Annotated in this window: 19 protein-coding genes and 1 pseudogene; 10 read left to right on the top strand and 10 right to left on the bottom strand. The window is 46.5% G+C overall.

Annotated features, from left to right (window positions below; genetic code table 11):
- Positions 1 to 180 precede the first annotated feature (180 nt).
- Complete coding sequence (locus tag AC5JR3_RS04935) at positions 181 to 513, bottom strand: ArsR/SmtB family transcription factor (protein ID WP_495843600.1); 333 nt, start codon at positions 511 to 513, stop codon at positions 181 to 183.
- A 261-nt stretch (positions 514 to 774) separates the two neighbouring features.
- On the opposite strand from AC5JR3_RS04935, the gene trxA reads away from it, so the two are divergent.
- From trxA to AC5JR3_RS04905, 6 genes are all read left to right on the top strand, one after another.
- The gene (gene trxA / locus AC5JR3_RS04930; protein ID WP_495843598.1) at positions 775 to 1140 is read left to right on the top strand and encodes a thioredoxin; all 366 of its coding nucleotides are present in this window, start codon (positions 775 to 777) and stop codon (positions 1138 to 1140) included.
- Between the two features lie 137 nt (positions 1141 to 1277).
- Positions 1278 to 2387, top strand: coding sequence for an alkene reductase (locus tag AC5JR3_RS04925; RefSeq protein WP_495843597.1), 1110 nt, complete (start codon positions 1278 to 1280; stop codon positions 2385 to 2387).
- Positions 2388 to 2515: 128 nt separating this feature from the next.
- Complete coding sequence (locus AC5JR3_RS04920) at positions 2516 to 2779, top strand: hypothetical protein (RefSeq protein ID WP_495843595.1); 264 nt, start codon at positions 2516 to 2518, stop codon at positions 2777 to 2779.
- Between the two features lie 76 nt (positions 2780 to 2855).
- Positions 2856 to 3161, top strand: coding sequence for an isochorismate lyase (locus tag AC5JR3_RS04915; protein WP_495843593.1), 306 nt, complete (start codon positions 2856 to 2858; stop codon positions 3159 to 3161).
- Between the two features lie 6 nt (positions 3162 to 3167).
- Positions 3168 to 3335, top strand: coding sequence for a hypothetical protein (locus AC5JR3_RS04910; protein WP_495843591.1), 168 nt, complete (start codon positions 3168 to 3170; stop codon positions 3333 to 3335).
- Positions 3313 to 4257, top strand: a complete 945-nt coding sequence (locus tag AC5JR3_RS04905; RefSeq protein ID WP_495843590.1) for an NAD(P)-dependent alcohol dehydrogenase — start codon at positions 3313 to 3315, stop codon at positions 4255 to 4257. Before AC5JR3_RS04910 ends, AC5JR3_RS04905 begins: the two co-directional genes overlap by 23 nt.
- Positions 4258 to 4288: 31 nt before the next feature.
- Here the strand turns inward: AC5JR3_RS04905 and AC5JR3_RS04900 are convergent, their stop codons facing one another.
- Both AC5JR3_RS04900 and AC5JR3_RS04895 read right to left on the bottom strand, forming a co-directional pair.
- Entirely contained in the window at positions 4289 to 5035 is a 747-nt protein-coding gene (locus AC5JR3_RS04900) for a Mut7-C RNAse domain-containing protein (protein WP_495843588.1), read from the bottom strand.
- A gap of 22 nt (positions 5036 to 5057) precedes the next feature.
- Positions 5058 to 5642, bottom strand: coding sequence for a CDP-alcohol phosphatidyltransferase family protein (locus AC5JR3_RS04895; RefSeq protein WP_495843586.1), 585 nt, complete (start codon positions 5640 to 5642; stop codon positions 5058 to 5060).
- Between the two features lie 334 nt (positions 5643 to 5976).
- Here AC5JR3_RS04895 and AC5JR3_RS04890 point away from each other — a divergent pair, with 334 nt between their 5' ends.
- Both AC5JR3_RS04890 and AC5JR3_RS04885 read left to right on the top strand, forming a co-directional pair.
- A complete protein-coding gene (locus AC5JR3_RS04890; RefSeq protein ID WP_495843584.1) occupies positions 5977 to 7425 on the top strand; it encodes a DUF3370 domain-containing protein in 1449 nt (482 codons plus the stop codon).
- Between the two features lie 454 nt (positions 7426 to 7879).
- Positions 7880 to 9305 (top strand): annotated as a pseudogene (locus tag AC5JR3_RS04885) (IS4 family transposase).
- Between the two features lie 35 nt (positions 9306 to 9340).
- Here AC5JR3_RS04885 and AC5JR3_RS04880 read toward each other — a convergent pair.
- From AC5JR3_RS04880 to AC5JR3_RS04865, 4 genes are all read right to left on the bottom strand, one after another.
- Positions 9341 to 9961, bottom strand: coding sequence for a hypothetical protein (locus tag AC5JR3_RS04880; protein ID WP_495843582.1), 621 nt, complete (start codon positions 9959 to 9961; stop codon positions 9341 to 9343).
- Positions 9962 to 10003: 42 nt separating this feature from the next.
- Positions 10004 to 11080: a DUF3616 domain-containing protein gene (locus tag AC5JR3_RS04875; protein ID WP_495843581.1), complete on the bottom strand. Its 1077-nt coding sequence runs from the start codon at positions 11078 to 11080 to the stop codon at positions 10004 to 10006.
- A 295-nt stretch (positions 11081 to 11375) separates the two neighbouring features.
- On the bottom strand, positions 11376 to 11522 hold the full coding sequence (locus AC5JR3_RS04870; protein WP_495843579.1) for a hypothetical protein: 147 nt from the start codon (positions 11520 to 11522) through the stop codon (positions 11376 to 11378).
- Between the two features lie 5 nt (positions 11523 to 11527).
- Positions 11528 to 12031 (bottom strand): 2TM domain-containing protein, encoded by a 504-nt coding sequence (locus tag AC5JR3_RS04865; RefSeq protein ID WP_495843577.1) that lies wholly within the window; start codon positions 12029 to 12031, stop codon positions 11528 to 11530.
- A 265-nt stretch (positions 12032 to 12296) separates the two neighbouring features.
- Between AC5JR3_RS04865 and AC5JR3_RS04860 the strand changes: the two genes are divergently transcribed.
- Together AC5JR3_RS04860 and AC5JR3_RS04855 are read left to right on the top strand one after the other, a co-directional pair.
- Positions 12297 to 13421, top strand: a complete 1125-nt coding sequence (locus AC5JR3_RS04860) for a site-2 protease family protein (RefSeq protein WP_495843575.1) — start codon at positions 12297 to 12299, stop codon at positions 13419 to 13421.
- A 252-nt stretch (positions 13422 to 13673) separates the two neighbouring features.
- Positions 13674 to 14141, top strand: coding sequence for a hypothetical protein (locus AC5JR3_RS04855; RefSeq protein ID WP_495843573.1), 468 nt, complete (start codon positions 13674 to 13676; stop codon positions 14139 to 14141).
- Between the two features lie 105 nt (positions 14142 to 14246).
- On the opposite strand, the gene AC5JR3_RS04850 is transcribed toward AC5JR3_RS04855, so the two are convergent.
- From AC5JR3_RS04850 to AC5JR3_RS04840, 3 genes are all read right to left on the bottom strand, one after another.
- Positions 14247 to 14960, bottom strand: a complete 714-nt coding sequence (locus AC5JR3_RS04850) for a hypothetical protein (protein WP_495843571.1) — start codon at positions 14958 to 14960, stop codon at positions 14247 to 14249.
- A complete protein-coding gene (locus tag AC5JR3_RS04845) occupies positions 14960 to 15592 on the bottom strand; it encodes a ParA family protein (RefSeq protein WP_495843569.1) in 633 nt (210 codons plus the stop codon). The genes AC5JR3_RS04850 and AC5JR3_RS04845 overlap by 1 nt, the downstream gene beginning before the upstream one ends.
- 290 nt (positions 15593 to 15882) lie before the next feature.
- A complete protein-coding gene (locus AC5JR3_RS04840; protein WP_495843567.1) occupies positions 15883 to 16266 on the bottom strand; it encodes a winged helix-turn-helix transcriptional regulator in 384 nt (127 codons plus the stop codon).
- Positions 16267 to 16460: the final 194 nt, after the last annotated feature.

Below are 16460 nucleotides of genomic sequence, written 5' to 3'. Positions count from 1 at the left end.
TGAAGGGTGAAGTATGAAGGGTGAAGTATGAAGGGTGAAGTATGAAGTATGAAAGAGGTTTCTGGTTCTCCTTATCACCCCATCCCATCATCATCCCCTACTCCCCCACTCCCCTGCTCCCCTGCTCCCCTGCTCCCCTGCTCCCCTGCTCCCCCGCTCCCCTGCACCCCATCTCCCTCGCTAAGTGCGATCGCGTAAGTGAGTAAAACTGCTAAAACAAGCACTGATTAACTCCCAGTTCAGGGAATTGTACTTAGTTTGCCCTTCTTTGCGAGTTTGGATCAGTCCGGCTTCGGCTAGGGTTTTTGAGTGGTGACAAAATAGCGCCAGACTAATGTCGATTTGATGAGCAATCTCAGAACCGCTCAGTTCGTCTGTTGCTGCCAACAACTCTACAATCCGCAGGCGTGTCGGATCGGAAAGTGCTGCAAAGATTTTTGCCCGTCGTTCGCTGTCATTTTGTTCGATGGCAGGCAGGGCAAGGGGTTGAGTGTGAGTGTTTTTCTCAATCATGGTCAGATATAGAGCCGATTTTTGAGTCGTCAGTCGGGCGAGAGGGAGGCGCGATCGCCTCTGTGCTTAGTGCCTGCGCCCAAGGGTTTTTACTAAAGTAGTTAAATAATTACTTGACTTTTCTAGAGTCCCTAATTTATATTATTACTTAAGTGGTTGTTTAACTACTTTATAGCAACAAGAAACGGTAACAGGACGCAACAGACAAGTACTTGACTTAGCTTAGTCCACCCTTTGACTCAAGGAAAAAGGAGAATGGCAATGACAGGATCAGAGTATACAAAATCAATTGTGCTGAATGAGGAAAACTTTACGCGCGAAGTCCTCGAAACGACAACGCCAGTAATGGTGGATTTCTGGGCAGCTTGGTGTGGCCCCTGTCGGATGCTTGCGCCTATTGTAGAGGCGATCGCGGCGGATTTTGCCGAACGTGCCAAAGTCGGCAAGGTGAACATTGATGATGCCCCTAGTCTTGCCAGCAAGTATGGCATTCACGCTGTACCGACGCTGTTGTTTTTTCAAAATGGTGTTGTCGTCGATCAAATTGTTGGAGTACTTCCCCAGGAAGAAATCGCTGACAAGTTGAATGTCCTGCTTGAGCCTTCCGCCTCACAAACAGCAGCTTAAGCCTTCAGATTGAGCGATCGCGTTCTTCTCGTTTGACTGAAACAGAGACTCTTTTTGTGGGAGTCTGTCTTCGCCCCCAAGAAATTGGGGGCTTCCTAAAAAGCCCAATTAATAATTAATCAGGAGGTTTAACCTCAATGAGTAACAGTACTGTAAATCTACTCTCACCCTACAAGCTTGGCCCCTATGAACTCCCCAATCGGGTCGTAATGGCTCCTTTAACTCGTAACCGGGCGGGCGAGGGTAATGTCCCCCATCAACTAAATGTTACCTATTACGTCCAGCGAGCCTCTGCCGGACTGATTATCTCCGAAGCCACCCAAGTCTCGCCGCAAGGAATGGGCTATCCCTCAACACCAGGGATTCACTCGCCGGAACAAGTGGAAGGCTGGAAGCTAATCACTAAAGCCGTGCATGAGAAGGGCGGGCGGATTTTTCTGCAACTCTGGCATGTGGGGCGGATTTCCCATCCTTCCCTGCAACCCGATGGAGCGCTTCCTGTTGCTCCTAGCGCGATCGCTCCTGAGGGAGAAGCCGATACTTACGAAGGCTCGAAGCCCTTTGTCACGCCTCGGGCTTTGGAAACAGAAGAGATTCCTGGCATTGTCGAACAGTACCGCCAAGGAGCAGAAAATGCCCTAGCAGCCGGATTTGATGGTGTAGAGATTCATGCGGCTAACGGATACCTCCTCGATCAGTTTCTGCAAGATGGCACGAATAAGCGCACCGATGAGTATGGCGGCTCGATTGAAAACCGCGCTCGGCTAATTTTAGAAGTCACAGAAGCAGTAACCAGCATCTGGGGAAGCGATCGCGTCGGGATACGCCTGTCTCCTAGCGGTACGTTCAACGACATGCACGACTCCGACCGTGGTGCCACCTTTAGCTACGTTGTCAAAGCCCTCAATCCCTTTGATTTAGCCTATCTCCACCTGGTTGAACCAAGAGCGGATGACAACTTTACCCCCGGCGAATCCTCTAACGGTTTCCCCTCCAGCTTCTTCCGCCCCATCTATAACGGCACCATCATCTCCGCCGGGGGTTATGACCGAGAGCAGGGGAATCAGGTATTAGCAGCGGGAGAAGCTGATTTAGTTGCCTACGGTCGCCTCTTTATTGCCAACCCTGACCTCCCCCAACGCTTTGCGCTCAATGCTGAGTTAAATAAACCCGACCGCTCAACCTTCTATGGTGGCGATGAGAAGGGCTATACAGACTATCCTTTTCTGGATCAGCAAGCAAGTTGAAGAGGTGAGGGCGATCGCGTTTAGAGAGTCGAGGCTAATTGCTAATTTATCGCTAATTATTTTTAGCAATTAGCCAAAAAAGCTGGAATTCTGTTTCAACTCGATCGACACATTTAAAAACTGACAATATGCTGCCAACCTATATCGTTTTATTAGCTATTGGTCTAGGAATAATCTGGACAGGAATCAAAGTTTGCGATCAAGTTTATGCGATCGCGGTCGTCGTTAGTGGGGTAATCCTACTAATTTGGGGCTTGGCGATCGCTCCTTTGCCCATGCAACTGCTCATTGAGCTGTTGGCGATCGTCCTCTTGCGGTTCTTGCCGAAATTCCCTCTTAAATCCAGATTAATTGGCAATGAAGCCCGTACTCAATGTCTGAATGATTTGTAAGATGCCAGTGCCTCAGATCCCCGACTTCTTAGAGAAATTGGGGATCTCGCCTTCTTTTTTATCTTGAACTGAAAAAATGAAACTCCCAGAAGAATGCGCCAATATGCAAGACATTCGCGCAGAAATAGATCAACTCGATCGCCAAATTATTGCGGCACTTGGCAAACGATTTGCTTACGTCAAAGCGGCAGCAAAATTTAAGATCAGTCAAACAAGCGTCAAAGCTCCCGAACGAGTGAAAGCTATGTTGCAGCAGCGACGGCTCTGGGCAGAAGCTGAAGGATTAAATCCCGATGTGATTGAGCAAATGTATCAAAATTTAGTCAATTACTTCCTAGAAGAAGAATTGCAGCGTTGGCGATCGCCAAGTAATTCTGATTAAGCAAAGATGGCTCGAAAGTTTTTAAAATCTATACATAAAGGCAGTTTTTACCTGAAAAGTAAAACGGTTACCTCCCTCGACAGAAGGCGGGAATCAACAGGAATGCTGAATCTGGGAGTAGAGGGAATTAGTACGGATCAAGAAGTCAAACATGAAAGCGATCGCAATCAATAAATACGGTGGCACCGAAGTTCTACAATACACAGACATTCCTGAGCCTCAAATCAAACCTGACCAGCTACTTGTCAAAATTCACGCCAGCAGCGTTAACCCCGTAGACTGGAAAATCCGTTACGGACACCTGCAACTGCTCACTGGCTACAACTTCCCCTTAGTATTAGGCTTCGACGCGGCGGGAATCGTCACAGCCGTGGGAGACGCCGTCACCCGATTTCAAGTAGGAGATAGTGTCTACGCTTATCTCAAGTCCTTACCCGGAGGCGCTGACGCTGAGTATGCAGCCGTGTCAGAGAGCGCCGCTTGCGTCAAACCCGACAACATGAGCTACGAAGAAGCAGCTGGGGTACCGCTAGCTGCTATAACAGCCTTGCAAGGTTTGCGGGATCAGGGGCAGATTCTACCGGGACACAAAGTACTCGTTAATGGTGCTTCTGGGGGAGTCGGAACCTTCGCGGTACAAATTGCCAAAGCGATTGGTGCAGAGGTAACGGGGGTTTGCAGTCGCAAAAATACTGAATTAGTAGAGTCTTTGGGGACTGATCGTGTAATTGATTACACTACCCAAGACTTTACTAAAAATGCGGTGCAGTACGACATCATTTTTGATGCTGTGGGTAAGCAATCCTTCTCTCAGTGCAAAAAGGTTTTGCAACCGAATGGAGTGTACGTAACGACATTACCGTCTACCGAAAGCTTAGTGCAAAGTGCGATTACATTTGTTCTACCCGGTCAAAAGGCAAAGTTGATCGTTGCTCAATCTAATAGTCAGGATTTGGCTTATCTCAAGGATTTAATCACCGCCGACAAGGTTCGTACAGTCATAGACAGAACGTTTCCCCTATCAGAACTAGCCGAGGCTCACGCCTACAGTGAAGCCGGACACGCCGTTGGCAAAATTATCATCACCATGACTTAAGCTACCGAACGCGGCTACACACTACTCAGATTTAGGATTGCGCCCTTTCACCTCTGGAGTTCAGCACTTCCTGAACGAAATGCTGCATACCTGCGTAGTGAGAGCCTTTCCAGTAAATCTGTCTACATTCACAGCAGCGATGAAATTCATTAATCGCTTGCCGAGTTTTGGGAAGCAATTGGTCAGCGATCGCTTCTTTGGATACGGGTTCTAACAAGCCATTGCAACGGATGCAGCGATGAAAGGGCGAAACTTGATCGAATAAGTTGAAGCGTTGCAACACCTCTTTAACTTGCCCTTCCGGATTAGTTTCTCTGACGTAGTAGCCACGAGTTACGATGCTTCGCATCAAAAGACCTTTATCGCGAGTCAGGAGAATTCGGTTTTGAGCGGCGGAAATTTTGGCTAACTCTTCATCGTCGTAGTCGTTGCGGTACAGGGTATCAAAGCCCAACATTCTCAAGGCATTGGCAAGTTTGCCTAAGTGGACATCTAAAATAAAGCGATCGCCTAATTCTTTATTACTTGACTGACCCTGAATAGCCGCAGAAACGGGATAAACCTCAATTTCATCGCCATCGGTCACGATATAAGAAAAATCCACAGGTTCAGAATTGACCAAAATTAAGTCAACTTCTGGATGAGGAATCCCTAAGGCTTCAATCGTGTCCTTAATCGCAGCTCGTTCTTCAAAATAATGGGAAAACCGTTTGTTTTTTCTCTGGAGAGGCAAAAAGAAGTTGAGTTCTCCAGCGAAGTAAAAATCCGCTTTAGCCATAGCGAAAAACTAATGTAATTACTCAAACCACTGTATTCTGCATCTGCTGACCTATTCGCCGCGCATGTACAATGCTCAGTACATCGTGAGTCCATTGGGGCAGCAGCAGCGTCATCCCAATCTCTTCAATGGTGTGAACGCCGCCGACAATAATCGCACTCCACAGAGCAATTCCGGCGCGATCGCTACCAAACAGAGCAACTGTAGCGATAAATAATGTAATTCCCCAAAGTTTTGCCGTATAGGTGTGATAACTGGCAGGTTGTCCGTACTTCAGCAGATTAACTACCCACCAAATGAGTTGCAGAAACACGACCGTCAACAACGGCATCTTAAACGCCATTAAAACCTCAGGATGTACTAACCAGGTACTCACGGCAATGCAGAGATAAAGGCAACGATCCGCCCAACTGTCTGCTTGACGCAATCCTGCTGTACTCACTCCCAGGCGACGAGCAATGACTCCATCGAAAATATCACAGAGAAAGGCAGCCACAAAACCCAAAATAAACCAGGCGTCTGTTTTGCCATCAAGAGCATTCAACAGAAGCAAAAGACCCAGGAGAAAACGCAAGACAATTAAGGCAGAAGGAATAAATTGCAACATCTTTAGAAGATTGGCAGTTGATGTCCTTAATTTGCGTCCAACTTTTATGAATAGGGAAGAGTCGCCAACCACTTCTATAAAGTGTCTAATGTAGTAGAGCGATCGCTCTGGTCATTTTCTGGCTATAACTCCCCAAAAATTTGCTTTTTTCCTCAGTTTCTCTACACCTGTTGTGATTTTTTTCCAACACCAGACAAACCGTTACGGCTCCTCTTTTCAGGATTGGGACAGTTAAAAAACTGGCTATCTTTCATACATAGAGGAACGTCAGCAACAGAGATTGTATCTAATTAACCAGGGCGTAATTCTTCCTTCACCCACGCCCAAGTCTTCTATGCTTCCCCAACATAAAACGCCTATCGTTGTGCTGTCACTCCTGACAATTGGGTTAATCAGTAGCGGTTGCTGGGGGTTCAGCAAGCAGGCTAAAACACGTCTCCAGTCATCACAATCAACCTCCCTTGCACAAGCTTCTCCCGCACCAACGCCAATCCAAGAAGTAGTGCAACCCCAGGAAGTGCGGGCATTACCAGGACAGCTAGACAAGGTGCCGATGTTCAACAGCAATAGTCCGGAGTGGGTGAAGACAGAAGGAATTTTGCTGTCTACATTTTCTCCCACAGGGAAAGCGGTGGCAGAGGCTCATCTCAACTTCCCCTTCACCGGACGATTTGACTTATTTGTTCACCACCAAACTCACACACCTAAGGATTTGCAGACGTTTTATTTAGGGGTGATGCTGCACAATCCTGGAAGCAAACCTGTCACGGTAGAGGTGTTGCAAGCAGCAACGTATCTAGTAACAGAGTCTCCCTACATCACTTTGCCTAATTATTTAGAGAATCCTGATAATACCGTCTATGCAGGGCCAGGCGATCGCGTTGTTACTGATGTTCTCCAAGGTAAAGTCCAAGCAAACTTTCCCCAAAAGCTAGTTATTCCACCGGGACAGAGTCGGATGTTACTCAATCATCCGATGCCAGTACGGAATCTTCAAAAGCCAATTAACGGACGTTCTGGCTTGATGCACTTAAACAGTAATGGTGCGGTTCATGCAGCGAGTTTAATGATGTTTGCCAAGAAAAATGCTGATGGAAGCGATAAAGCTCCAACCCTTGCAGAATGGCAAGCTTTACTCAATACAGGAAATTTAGCCGGGCCGCGAGATAAAGCCCCTACGCCGCCGGAACAAGCCACAGGTCAACTTATATATGGTCGCGTGGCGGGTGTGGCAGAAGGTTCGCGCTGGCAAGCACGGCTAGTAGATCCGGCTGGGGGTAAAGACTTGACGATTCCTCAATCTGGAAGTGCGTTTTCCTATGGAATTAATACCCTCCGGGGTGGAACGTTGGGCACATCTCAGATTCAAACCGCACCGATGCTGGCGCGTTATCCCGATACCGCTTACGCTGCCCATGGGAACTACGCGGTGGAATATAATCTCAAGTTGCCGTTGTACAATCCCACATCAGAAACCCAGGCGGTGACATTCACCCTCGAAACGCCACTGAAAGAAGACAAGCTGAGTCAAGGCGGTTTGCGTTTTCGGATTCCTTCCTTGGATTACCGCTTCTTCCGAGGGACAGTGCGCTTACGCTACAGCAATGAGCAAGGACAACCCCTGACGCGCTACGTGCATGTGTGGCAACGCACCGGGCAAGTATTAGAGCCACTAGAGACATTGATAATGCCGCCAGGAAGTCGAAAAATGGTTGACGTTGATTTGATTTATCCACCAGATTCAACGCCGCCGCAGGTGTTGACAATACGGACAAAAAAGTAGTTCATACGTGAATGGCACTGAATGTAAGAAAATTCATCACAACCGCTCAATCCTTGTGGGGTTTGGGGGAAAGCCCCCAAGCGGTGTTTTTCTCAAGAACAACTCTTTTCTCTCAAGTCAGTGATATTCGTTCATACATTAGACCTCTTGCAAAAATGTACCAGACCCCTCCCCAACCCTCCCCTTACTAAGGGGAGGGGGCAAGATTTCAAGTCTCCCCCCTTAGTAAGCTATGCATTACTCACATCTTTCTTAACAATCCACAACGCTTATAGGCGCAAAGTTTCAGGGAATCAGTTAATGTTTTGTAACAGGTTGCTGGACAGTGACACACAGGTGTCTCAAGCAAGGGACACTTAAGCGGATGCCTGTGCAATTAACTGGCTGTAGAGGTAAAGTCTTTTGTAAACTCCGGTGGCAAGAGCGATCATTGGTGACAAAGGAGACACACAGGATGAACAATTGGGCAGTACAAGAACTGCAATATGCTGATTTGGGGGACGTGCGCCGCAACAAACGGCTGATACGTCTTGTCAGTGACTTAGCTGCCCAACCGAATGCCAGTGTGACGCAAGCGTCAGGGGACTGGGCGGCGACTCAAGCGGCTTATGACTTTTGGAGTTCTCCTCACGTCAAACCCGAAGCTATCCGCCTCGCCCACCAAAAAAGTACGATAGAACGAATCAAGCAACACAGCGTAGTTATTGCCATTCAAGACACTACAGAAGCGAACTTCACCCACCATGCCAGTAAGAAGGGTATGGGGTATCTGGACAATGCCAGTTCACGGGGTTTAAAAATCCACTCAGTATTGTGTAGCAGTACCAATGGTATACCCTTGGGGATATTGCATCAGCAGCTTTGGGCTAGAGACCCTGCCGAACTCGGCAAGAAACATCAACGACACAAAAAACCCATCCAAGATAAAGAGAGCCAGCGTTGGTTAACTGCCTTGGATGCCACCCAGAGTCTAATCCCAGAGGAAATTATGGTGGTCACAGTGGCTGACCGGGAAGCAGACATCTATGAGTTGTTTGTCCTGCCACGTCGCCCGAACTGTGAGTTTCTGATTCGCGCCAACCACAACCGATGTAGTCAAATCCACGACTCAAGACCAACAACGGCAACGCCTACAGCAAGCTATTGGGCAAATTCCTGCTTGGGGTCAACTCACTTTAGAACTTAGACGGCATCCAGAACGTGAGCCACGAGTCGCTACCCTGACGCTACGTGCTACTACCCTTGAGTTGCAACCACCAGCCACTCATCCACAGCGTCAACAGCTCCAACCTGTTACTGTACAGGTGATTTTGGCACAAGAAGAAAATCCCCCGCCCGGTATGGAGGCAGTCAGTTGGTTACTCCTGACTACCCTAGCTATTACTTGCTTTGAGGATGTCGTGCAATGTTTGCGCTGGTACTCTTATCGTTGGCTGATTGAGCGCTATCATTACGTCCTTAAGAGCGGTTGTCGCCTCGAACAACTGCAATTAGAAGCGGCTGACCGCATCCACCGTGCTTTAGCCACCTATACGATTGTGGCTTGGCGTTTGTTGTGGATTACTTATCTGGCGCGTTACCACCCGGATACTCCGGCTGATACGGTTCTGCAAACCCATGAATGGCAAGCACTTTACTGCACTATTCATCAAACTCCTTTGCCACCTGATGTGCCCCCCAATTTAAGGGCTTGTGTCCGGTGGATTGCCCAATTGGGCGGGTTTTTGGCACGTAAGCAGGATGGAGAACCAGGTGTGAAAACAATTTGGCAAGGTCTGCGACGACTACATGACATTACACAAACTTGGTTGCTACTTTCCCGCCTTACCACTACTTCTGTCAAGCCAGATTTTATTAAGAAAGATGTGAGTAATGCATAGCTTAGTAAGGGGGGATTAAGGGGGGTCTATTCGACTTATGCAAGAGGTCTATTACTCTTTAACCGCGCTTCAATGCTGAAGTTATAAAGAGAGTTGTAATCATCTTCAATATATCCGCCATTAAAAGGACGAGTTGCAATTAACGAAATGTTGTAACAGGCAGTCGCTTCCAACATATGGTCTGATAACGGCAGTGTTTCAGGAAAACTGTAATCTATATTAAGAAATTCAAAATCATACTTATGATGTTCAACTACTTGAGAAACATCCTGCCAAGACTGAACATCTAACTTGTTATCAAAGATCTCTGAACTTAAATAACACTCGCAACACTGCATAAGTTGAGCTGTAATGGCTTCAACTCGCTCTTTATCTTGCTCTAAAAGCTGCAAGTCTTCTTTTAATAGCACCCGATTGGGTATAAGTTGCCAAACTTCAAGAAAATTATCTAAGCCAATGGAAATTTTCGTCTTTTTGATGCCAGGTATATCTTTAAAGATTTGAATCGCACTGATTTCTGCTAAAGCATCTAAATACTCTGATTTGGTAACATTCTCCTCAATTATTGGTAACTCCTTATCAAGATTCTCAGCTAAATGATAATTAGGAGCCTGACGAATTTTCTCACTGATCAATAACTGGTTTGAAGTAGGCATCGGTTTTCTCTCACTGAACAAGGGTTAACTGCGCGGTGGGGGTTACTGAAGCCGGAAGACATCGGCGTAAATCGCATTCGACTCCACTTTTCTGCTCTCATCAGGGGAATCATAAACAACTAATAGAGAATCTGACTGTCCTAAACAGGCAAACAGTGCTAATCCTTCAGCGTGGTCTGTTCCTGGTATGAAAGGCAGATCAAACATCACTTCTAGCTCTCCCGATTCCTGACTAGATATAGTATCTTCAGAGCGATCTAAGGCATTTTTGAGACGGAAGACTTGCATTGAACCTTCCACATCCATTGTGGGGCCTGCCAGAATAATCAAATCGTCTTCCTTTAGGCATAGTTCCCGCACGCCTAAGCCATTTAGTTGAACAAAATGCTTTTTATAACACCTTCCTTCTTTACCAATTTCTTTGAGCGTTAGGATTCCTGGCTCTTTTTCTTCTACTTCTATTTCTAAAATAATTGCCCAGCCGCGAAAAACTGGGCCTCGGAATCCCAAAAATACTCTATCTCCTCGAACGGCTAATCCTTCAATGTCAAAGCCGTTTTCTTTACTCGGTAGGGGGAAGGTTAAAAATGGGCCTAAATGCTCGTCTTCTGCTAACGCATCGATGAGGATGTTACCTTGATCCGTTTTTTGTAAGCAGGCTGCTGTCAGTTGCTCATCTGGATTATCGGGATGAGAGCAGGTTTTAAATAATTCTTTTCCAAAAACAGGAATACGGGTTAGTAAATAACGATTAGGTTCAGTTTTAATTGTTGATAATCTGGCAATATCCTTTGCTGCTGTTTTGCCTTTTGCCTTTTTGCGCTTTGTACTATGGGAGCCTGTTAGCCAGAGATAATGATCGGCATAATCCATGCCCTCAATATCAATTTCATCATCTTGATTGAAGAGTTCGACAAAATCGCCAATTGCAAAGGGTTCGTGTTCTCCGTAAATGCATGGCTCAATCAGGGATAATCGCTCAACAGAGAGAAATTCATCAGAACCTAACCACAAACTCCCATCTGGTGTTAAAGCCACTGCCGAGAGTTCTCCTAGTAAGTCCTCTGCTTCACTGTTAAAGCGAAGAAGCACACGCGACAGCAAAAAAGGCTTAGACATAATTTTTATATTCCTAAAATATATTTAGCAGCATTATTTAAGCTACTGCCAGCTTATCTCACAGCCGTATTTTGCCCTCTATCGAAAAGAATAAATCTCAAAAACTATCTGAATTGAACGCTTATCGATGAGATTTTGGAGAGAAATAACGGGATGAATACAAATTTAGAACGCCGCCTTTGATTGTTGCAATGCTACATTTGAGGCGCAATTTTTCTGATTTGAGGTAAATTGTATGGCTGAGTTTGAAGTGGCTGACGAAAATAATCCGTTAAAAGATTTTTAACGGATAGAGCTAGATTAGTGGCGGATGTGGTGGGTAGCCATCCAACAACTCGATCGCCATGGATAGACGAAAGCCCAAGAGTGCGAATACTGTGCCGCACCAGACAGCAGGGCGATCGCCCTTCACCAATTCTGAGTTGGGAGAGATCGCAAACATTTAATTTAGAAGGAAGTCTTTAGCCAGTTATCTACGCGGTTAAAAAGTGAGCGAGCAACCTGGGAGAGCTGGTGCTGGCGATACCAGCGTTGGAAGTCCCGTTCGTAGGCTTCACTGTCTGGCTGATAGGTGTTCCAAGCATTAAGCCCCAGTCCTGTTCCCCAGAACAATAGGATATATAAAGACCAAGAAAGCTGACCCCCGGTGAGTAGATCCACACCGACTAAACAGCCATTGATGATTAAAAACTTACCCGCACGTTTCTTGAAGCGGCTACGTCGGTAGAGATTGAAATCGCCGCGCTTTTGATGCTCTGTTTGCTGTAGCAGCCAATCGCGCTCTGCCTCTAGGAGAGTTTGGTGGGAAATGCCGAGTTCATCAGCAATCTCCACTAGTTGAGTGCGGGAAAATTCACCACTGTTTGCCTGACGAGCGATCGCCAAGTTGAGAATTTGCTGAATATCTTCTTGGTGATAAGAGCGAGTTACTTTGCTTTCTGGAACTGACATGAGCGCTAGGGGGTATCAATAGGCAATCTGAGGCGCACCCACCATGCCTAAGCGCAAGCTTGCAAACGCAAACTGGGTGCTGATTCTATTATGCCGAAGGCTGAGGGAGATCAGATTAACGCCTTATTCCCATAACCGAACTACAACAGACGGATCTTACGACAGCCGATAGATGAGAAACTTATTTACATTTCGTTACGATAAAAGCATTGATACAGACGTAGTCGATAAAACGTCTTCATAATAAAGGTTTGAGGTCATCCCCATGGGCGGCAATATACGTGTCGGTAATTTATTCGGAATTCCCTTTTATATAAATCCCTCTTGGTTTTTTGTCTTAGGTTTAGTGACATTGAGCTACGGCGGTGCGCTAGGCGCTCAATTTCCCTCCCTGGGTGCAATTACTCCCTGGCTTTTGGGCTTAGTCGCTGCGTTGCTGTTGTTTGCTTCAGTATTAGCTCACGAACTAGGACATAGCTTCGTCGCTATCAAGCAAGGCATTGGAGTAAAATCTATTACTCTGTTTCTGTTTGGGGGTTTAGCGGCTTTAGAGAAAGAATCTGAAAGCCCTGGTGAAGCCTTTTGGGTAGCGATCGCCGGCCCCGCCGTCAGCGTCCTCCTATTTGGTCTATTCACCGCCGTTAACTTCGCCTTGCCGCTCTCAGGCCCTTTAGGGGCAGTACTAGGGCTGCTTGCCTCGGTTAACTTAATCCTGGCACTGTTTAACCTGATTCCTGGCTTACCCTTAGACGGTGGCAACATCCTCAAGGCGGCGGTTTGGAAAATCACTGGTAACCCCTACAAAGGTGTTGTTTTTGCCAGCCGAGCTGGTCAGTTCCTAGGCTGGTTAGCGATTATCTCTGGGCTGATTCCGCTATTCCTGTATGGCAGCTTCGGTAATTTCTGGAATATCCTGATTGGTTGGTTCTTGCTACAAAATGCTGGTCGTTCTGCCCAATCTGCAAACATTCAACAACTCCTGTCTGGTCTAAAAGCTGAAGATGCCGTCCTACCAGATAGCCCGGTTGTCTCTGCTGACATCTCCCTGAGAGAATTTGCCAACAACTACATCATCGGCAAAACCAAATGGGCAAGATTCTTGGTGACTGATGAAGAAGGGCAACTGATTGGTGCAATTCCCGTAGATGAATTGCGGAATATTCCCACCTCTCACTGGACAGAAGTTTCTGTAAAGGAACTCATGCAGCCAACGGAATTATCCACCACCGTTAAGTCTGATCAGTCACTGCTGGAAGTTGTGACACTCCTAGAACAGAAAAAACTCAACCAACTGCCTGTCATCCGTGACAATGGTGTCTTGGTTGGGTTGTTAGAAAAAACATCTGTGATGCAGCTTCTCCAAAAAAGAGCGCAAGCTAACCCTGCTTAATTAGTAATATTGCGGTTAGTACCTAACAAGAACTCCCTCAGACATTTAATTTATCTGTCTGAGGGAGTTTTTTATCAGGGTTTTTACTTAAGTAGAACGTAGTAAATAATTACAATTCCAAGTGTTAGGTATTGAAAGGGGTATTTTCTGGAACTGGCTTCAAACTCAGTGGAGTATAACTGAGCAGGAGACGCTTTTGTCTCTTCACCAGTTCAAAGAACATCTTGGTCGTTTTTAGAAAGCTCTGGAATTATGAATATTTTACCGATTGGTCTTCGTAGAGTTGCACTTTTAGGAACTTCTTTGTTGTTAACGGCGGCGGTTGGGGTAGAAGCGGCAACAAAGAGTCCTGCTGCGGTAGAGACAGGTAAGCGCGATACAGGAGAAGTTATCAGTCAGTCGTCACAACCGTTACTTGTTGCTCAGACTCGGAACTATTGCAGAAAAGGTGAGAGTTTATTTGTTTCTGCCGAAACGAGAGGCTTTTGGGTAAATATTTGTGGCGGGGATTATCCTGGTACCTATGTAGGCGTTAACAAGCGCAATGGTAATTCTATCCGCCTTCCTCTGGTTGACTACGATCAACAGGGTAACTACTTTGCGGCAGTCAACGGTAATGTCAACTACCTGCTGATTCGGGGAACGGCTAAAGGAGATTTCTTAACGGTGACTCAGGGGAGGCGAGAACTCTTCCGGCAACCGATCCTGAAGTGGGAGTAGTCAGGGTGAATCGATAGCGATCGCCTTTTAGAAATAAACACGAAAAAGCCCTGCTTAGGCAATACTTAGGCAGGGCTTGTTATTAACAATTTTTAGTCAAGAAAATTATAGCAACCAAGTATTTTTGGCAAAATCGTCCGGCTTCTCTCCCTCTTTTTCAATCGGTCGGAGGTGTCCTTGATACTTCGGCATGGTTGACTGCGGTACGAGAGCGCTATTGACCTGATTTTTGAATATATTTGTGCCTTTTCTCAAGCTATTAACTTCCTGAGGTGGACTTTCAGAAGCGCTATTCACCCGCGGTGCGAGGGCAGTTGTCTCTTTTCTGACGCTATTAACTTGCGGTGCGAGGGCAGTTGTCTCTTTTTTGACGCTATTAACTTGCTGAATCAGCTTTTCATTCACGTCTGCCAAGTTAACAGCCGCATTTTTCGCTTCCTTCAGTTCGGACTGGAGCGCGTTTAATTTTTGTAGGTCTTTTTTGAGATCCTGCACTAACTTTTGCTGTTGTTCTAATTCGGATTGCAATTGAGCAACTTGCTTTTGTAAAGTGGTTTCTCTTTCTTTAGCTGCTTGCAAAGCATCTTTTAATTCAGTGGAAGAGTCTTCTGGGTTTGGTGCTTCTCTAAGGGCGGCTCTTAGCTCCTTGATGGTTGCTTCTAAATCGGCTTTGGTGGGATTAGAGCGTTGAGAACGATTTGCTGGTGTATTCATTTGCGACTTATTTACGGCGTTAATTTCTCGAACTTTTTCACCTGTTTGCTCGGTAGGCTTTTCTACCTCTTCGCGCAGTAGGTCTGTGAGTTTTTTTCTTGCCATTAGCTTCCCCATTCGTGCTGTAATTCTTCTGCGACGCGGCGATAATCTGCCTGAGCTTCATGGGCGTTAGCGCCTCGCCATTGGTTGATCGGTATACCCTCAAGGGCGGCTCGTTCATGCGCTTTGTACGCGCGAACAAAGGCATCAAAGGCGGGCACTCCTAGTTCTTTGAGGGTGTTTTTTGCCTCTAAGGCTTCTCGGAGACTGCGAGAGTCTACCCGTGTTAGCAGGACGCGATGCGCTGTTCCGACGGGGATGATCGCGTCTCGCACGGTTTCAATGAGAACAGTCAAGTCCATTGGGGCCGGGGGTGTGGGCAAGACGAGATAGTCGGCGATCGCAATCACGGCTGCCAAGGCTTCAGAGCGCAGCGCTGGCGGCGTATCCACTACGGCGATATCGTAGCCTTCAACTTTCCGCAGATTGCTCAATAGGGTAGGGTCTGTCTCTTGAGATAGATCGAATCCCATGTCGCGATCGCCACGCTCAAACCACCACGTTGCAGAGCCTTGCGGATCGCTATCAACTAGGAGGACGCGCTTTTTTACCGCTAAGGCGGCGGCTAAATTGACTGATGTCGTTGTTTTACCAACGCCTCCTTTGCCGTTGATAACCGCGATTATACTTGGCACTATTAATCCCTCAAATTAAGGGAAGAAAACCTGACTAAAGAAGTCTCAAGGATAAAGGATAAGGGATGAAGGAGCGGGTTTTGGTAGCGCCTCTGCCCTTTCGGGCTTTTTCTTCCCCAAAGTATCGACATATTTTTGCGATTTAATGCGGAAAAGCGTTGAGATAAAACGAAACTGTTTAGCACTTTAGGTTCAGTTAATTTCCATGACTGGCTAGACACAGCCGTTGCCAGTAAGCGATCGCGCTTTGGTCAGAATGCCTGTCTTATGCCAGCAAAATTAAGTAATTGTTATCGATGCAGACTGCACCTAATTTTACTATTGTCTGTAAGGCTTTGAGTTAATGGTTCTTGATTTTGCTCGTTGAGATGGTTAATGCCCCATTTGTGCATCTCCTCAACGAGCGGTTTGAGACTTTCTCCTAAGGTGGTGAGGGAATACTCTACTTTCGGCGGTACCTGCAAGTACACCTCCCGATGGACTATGCCATCTGCTTCCATTTCCCGCAGTTGTTGGGTAAGCATTTTTTGGGTGATGCCGTTCAATGCTCGGTGTAACTCCCCAAACCGCTTCACCCCCTGAAATAGTTCTCTGAGAATCAAAACTTTCCAGCGCCCGCCAATAACTTTTAATGTACTTTCTACGGGGCAGGTTAATTTGCTTTTATTAATCATACCCTCTCTCCTTAGTGTCTTTTTAGTAAGTACCTTACTTTAAAGTGCATACTTTCCCAAAAGAGTTTACTAATCGTAAAATTAAATAGTAAAAATTAACCGATACCATTTCACTCAATACCGACTTAGAGAGAAGGTGCTATCTGTGCTAATGGCGAAGAGTGTTACTCGCTACTGGCATTGGTTGACATCTG

This window comes from Kastovskya adunca (assembly GCF_059505785.1).
This window is presented reverse-complemented; position numbering and strand designations above follow the sequence as displayed.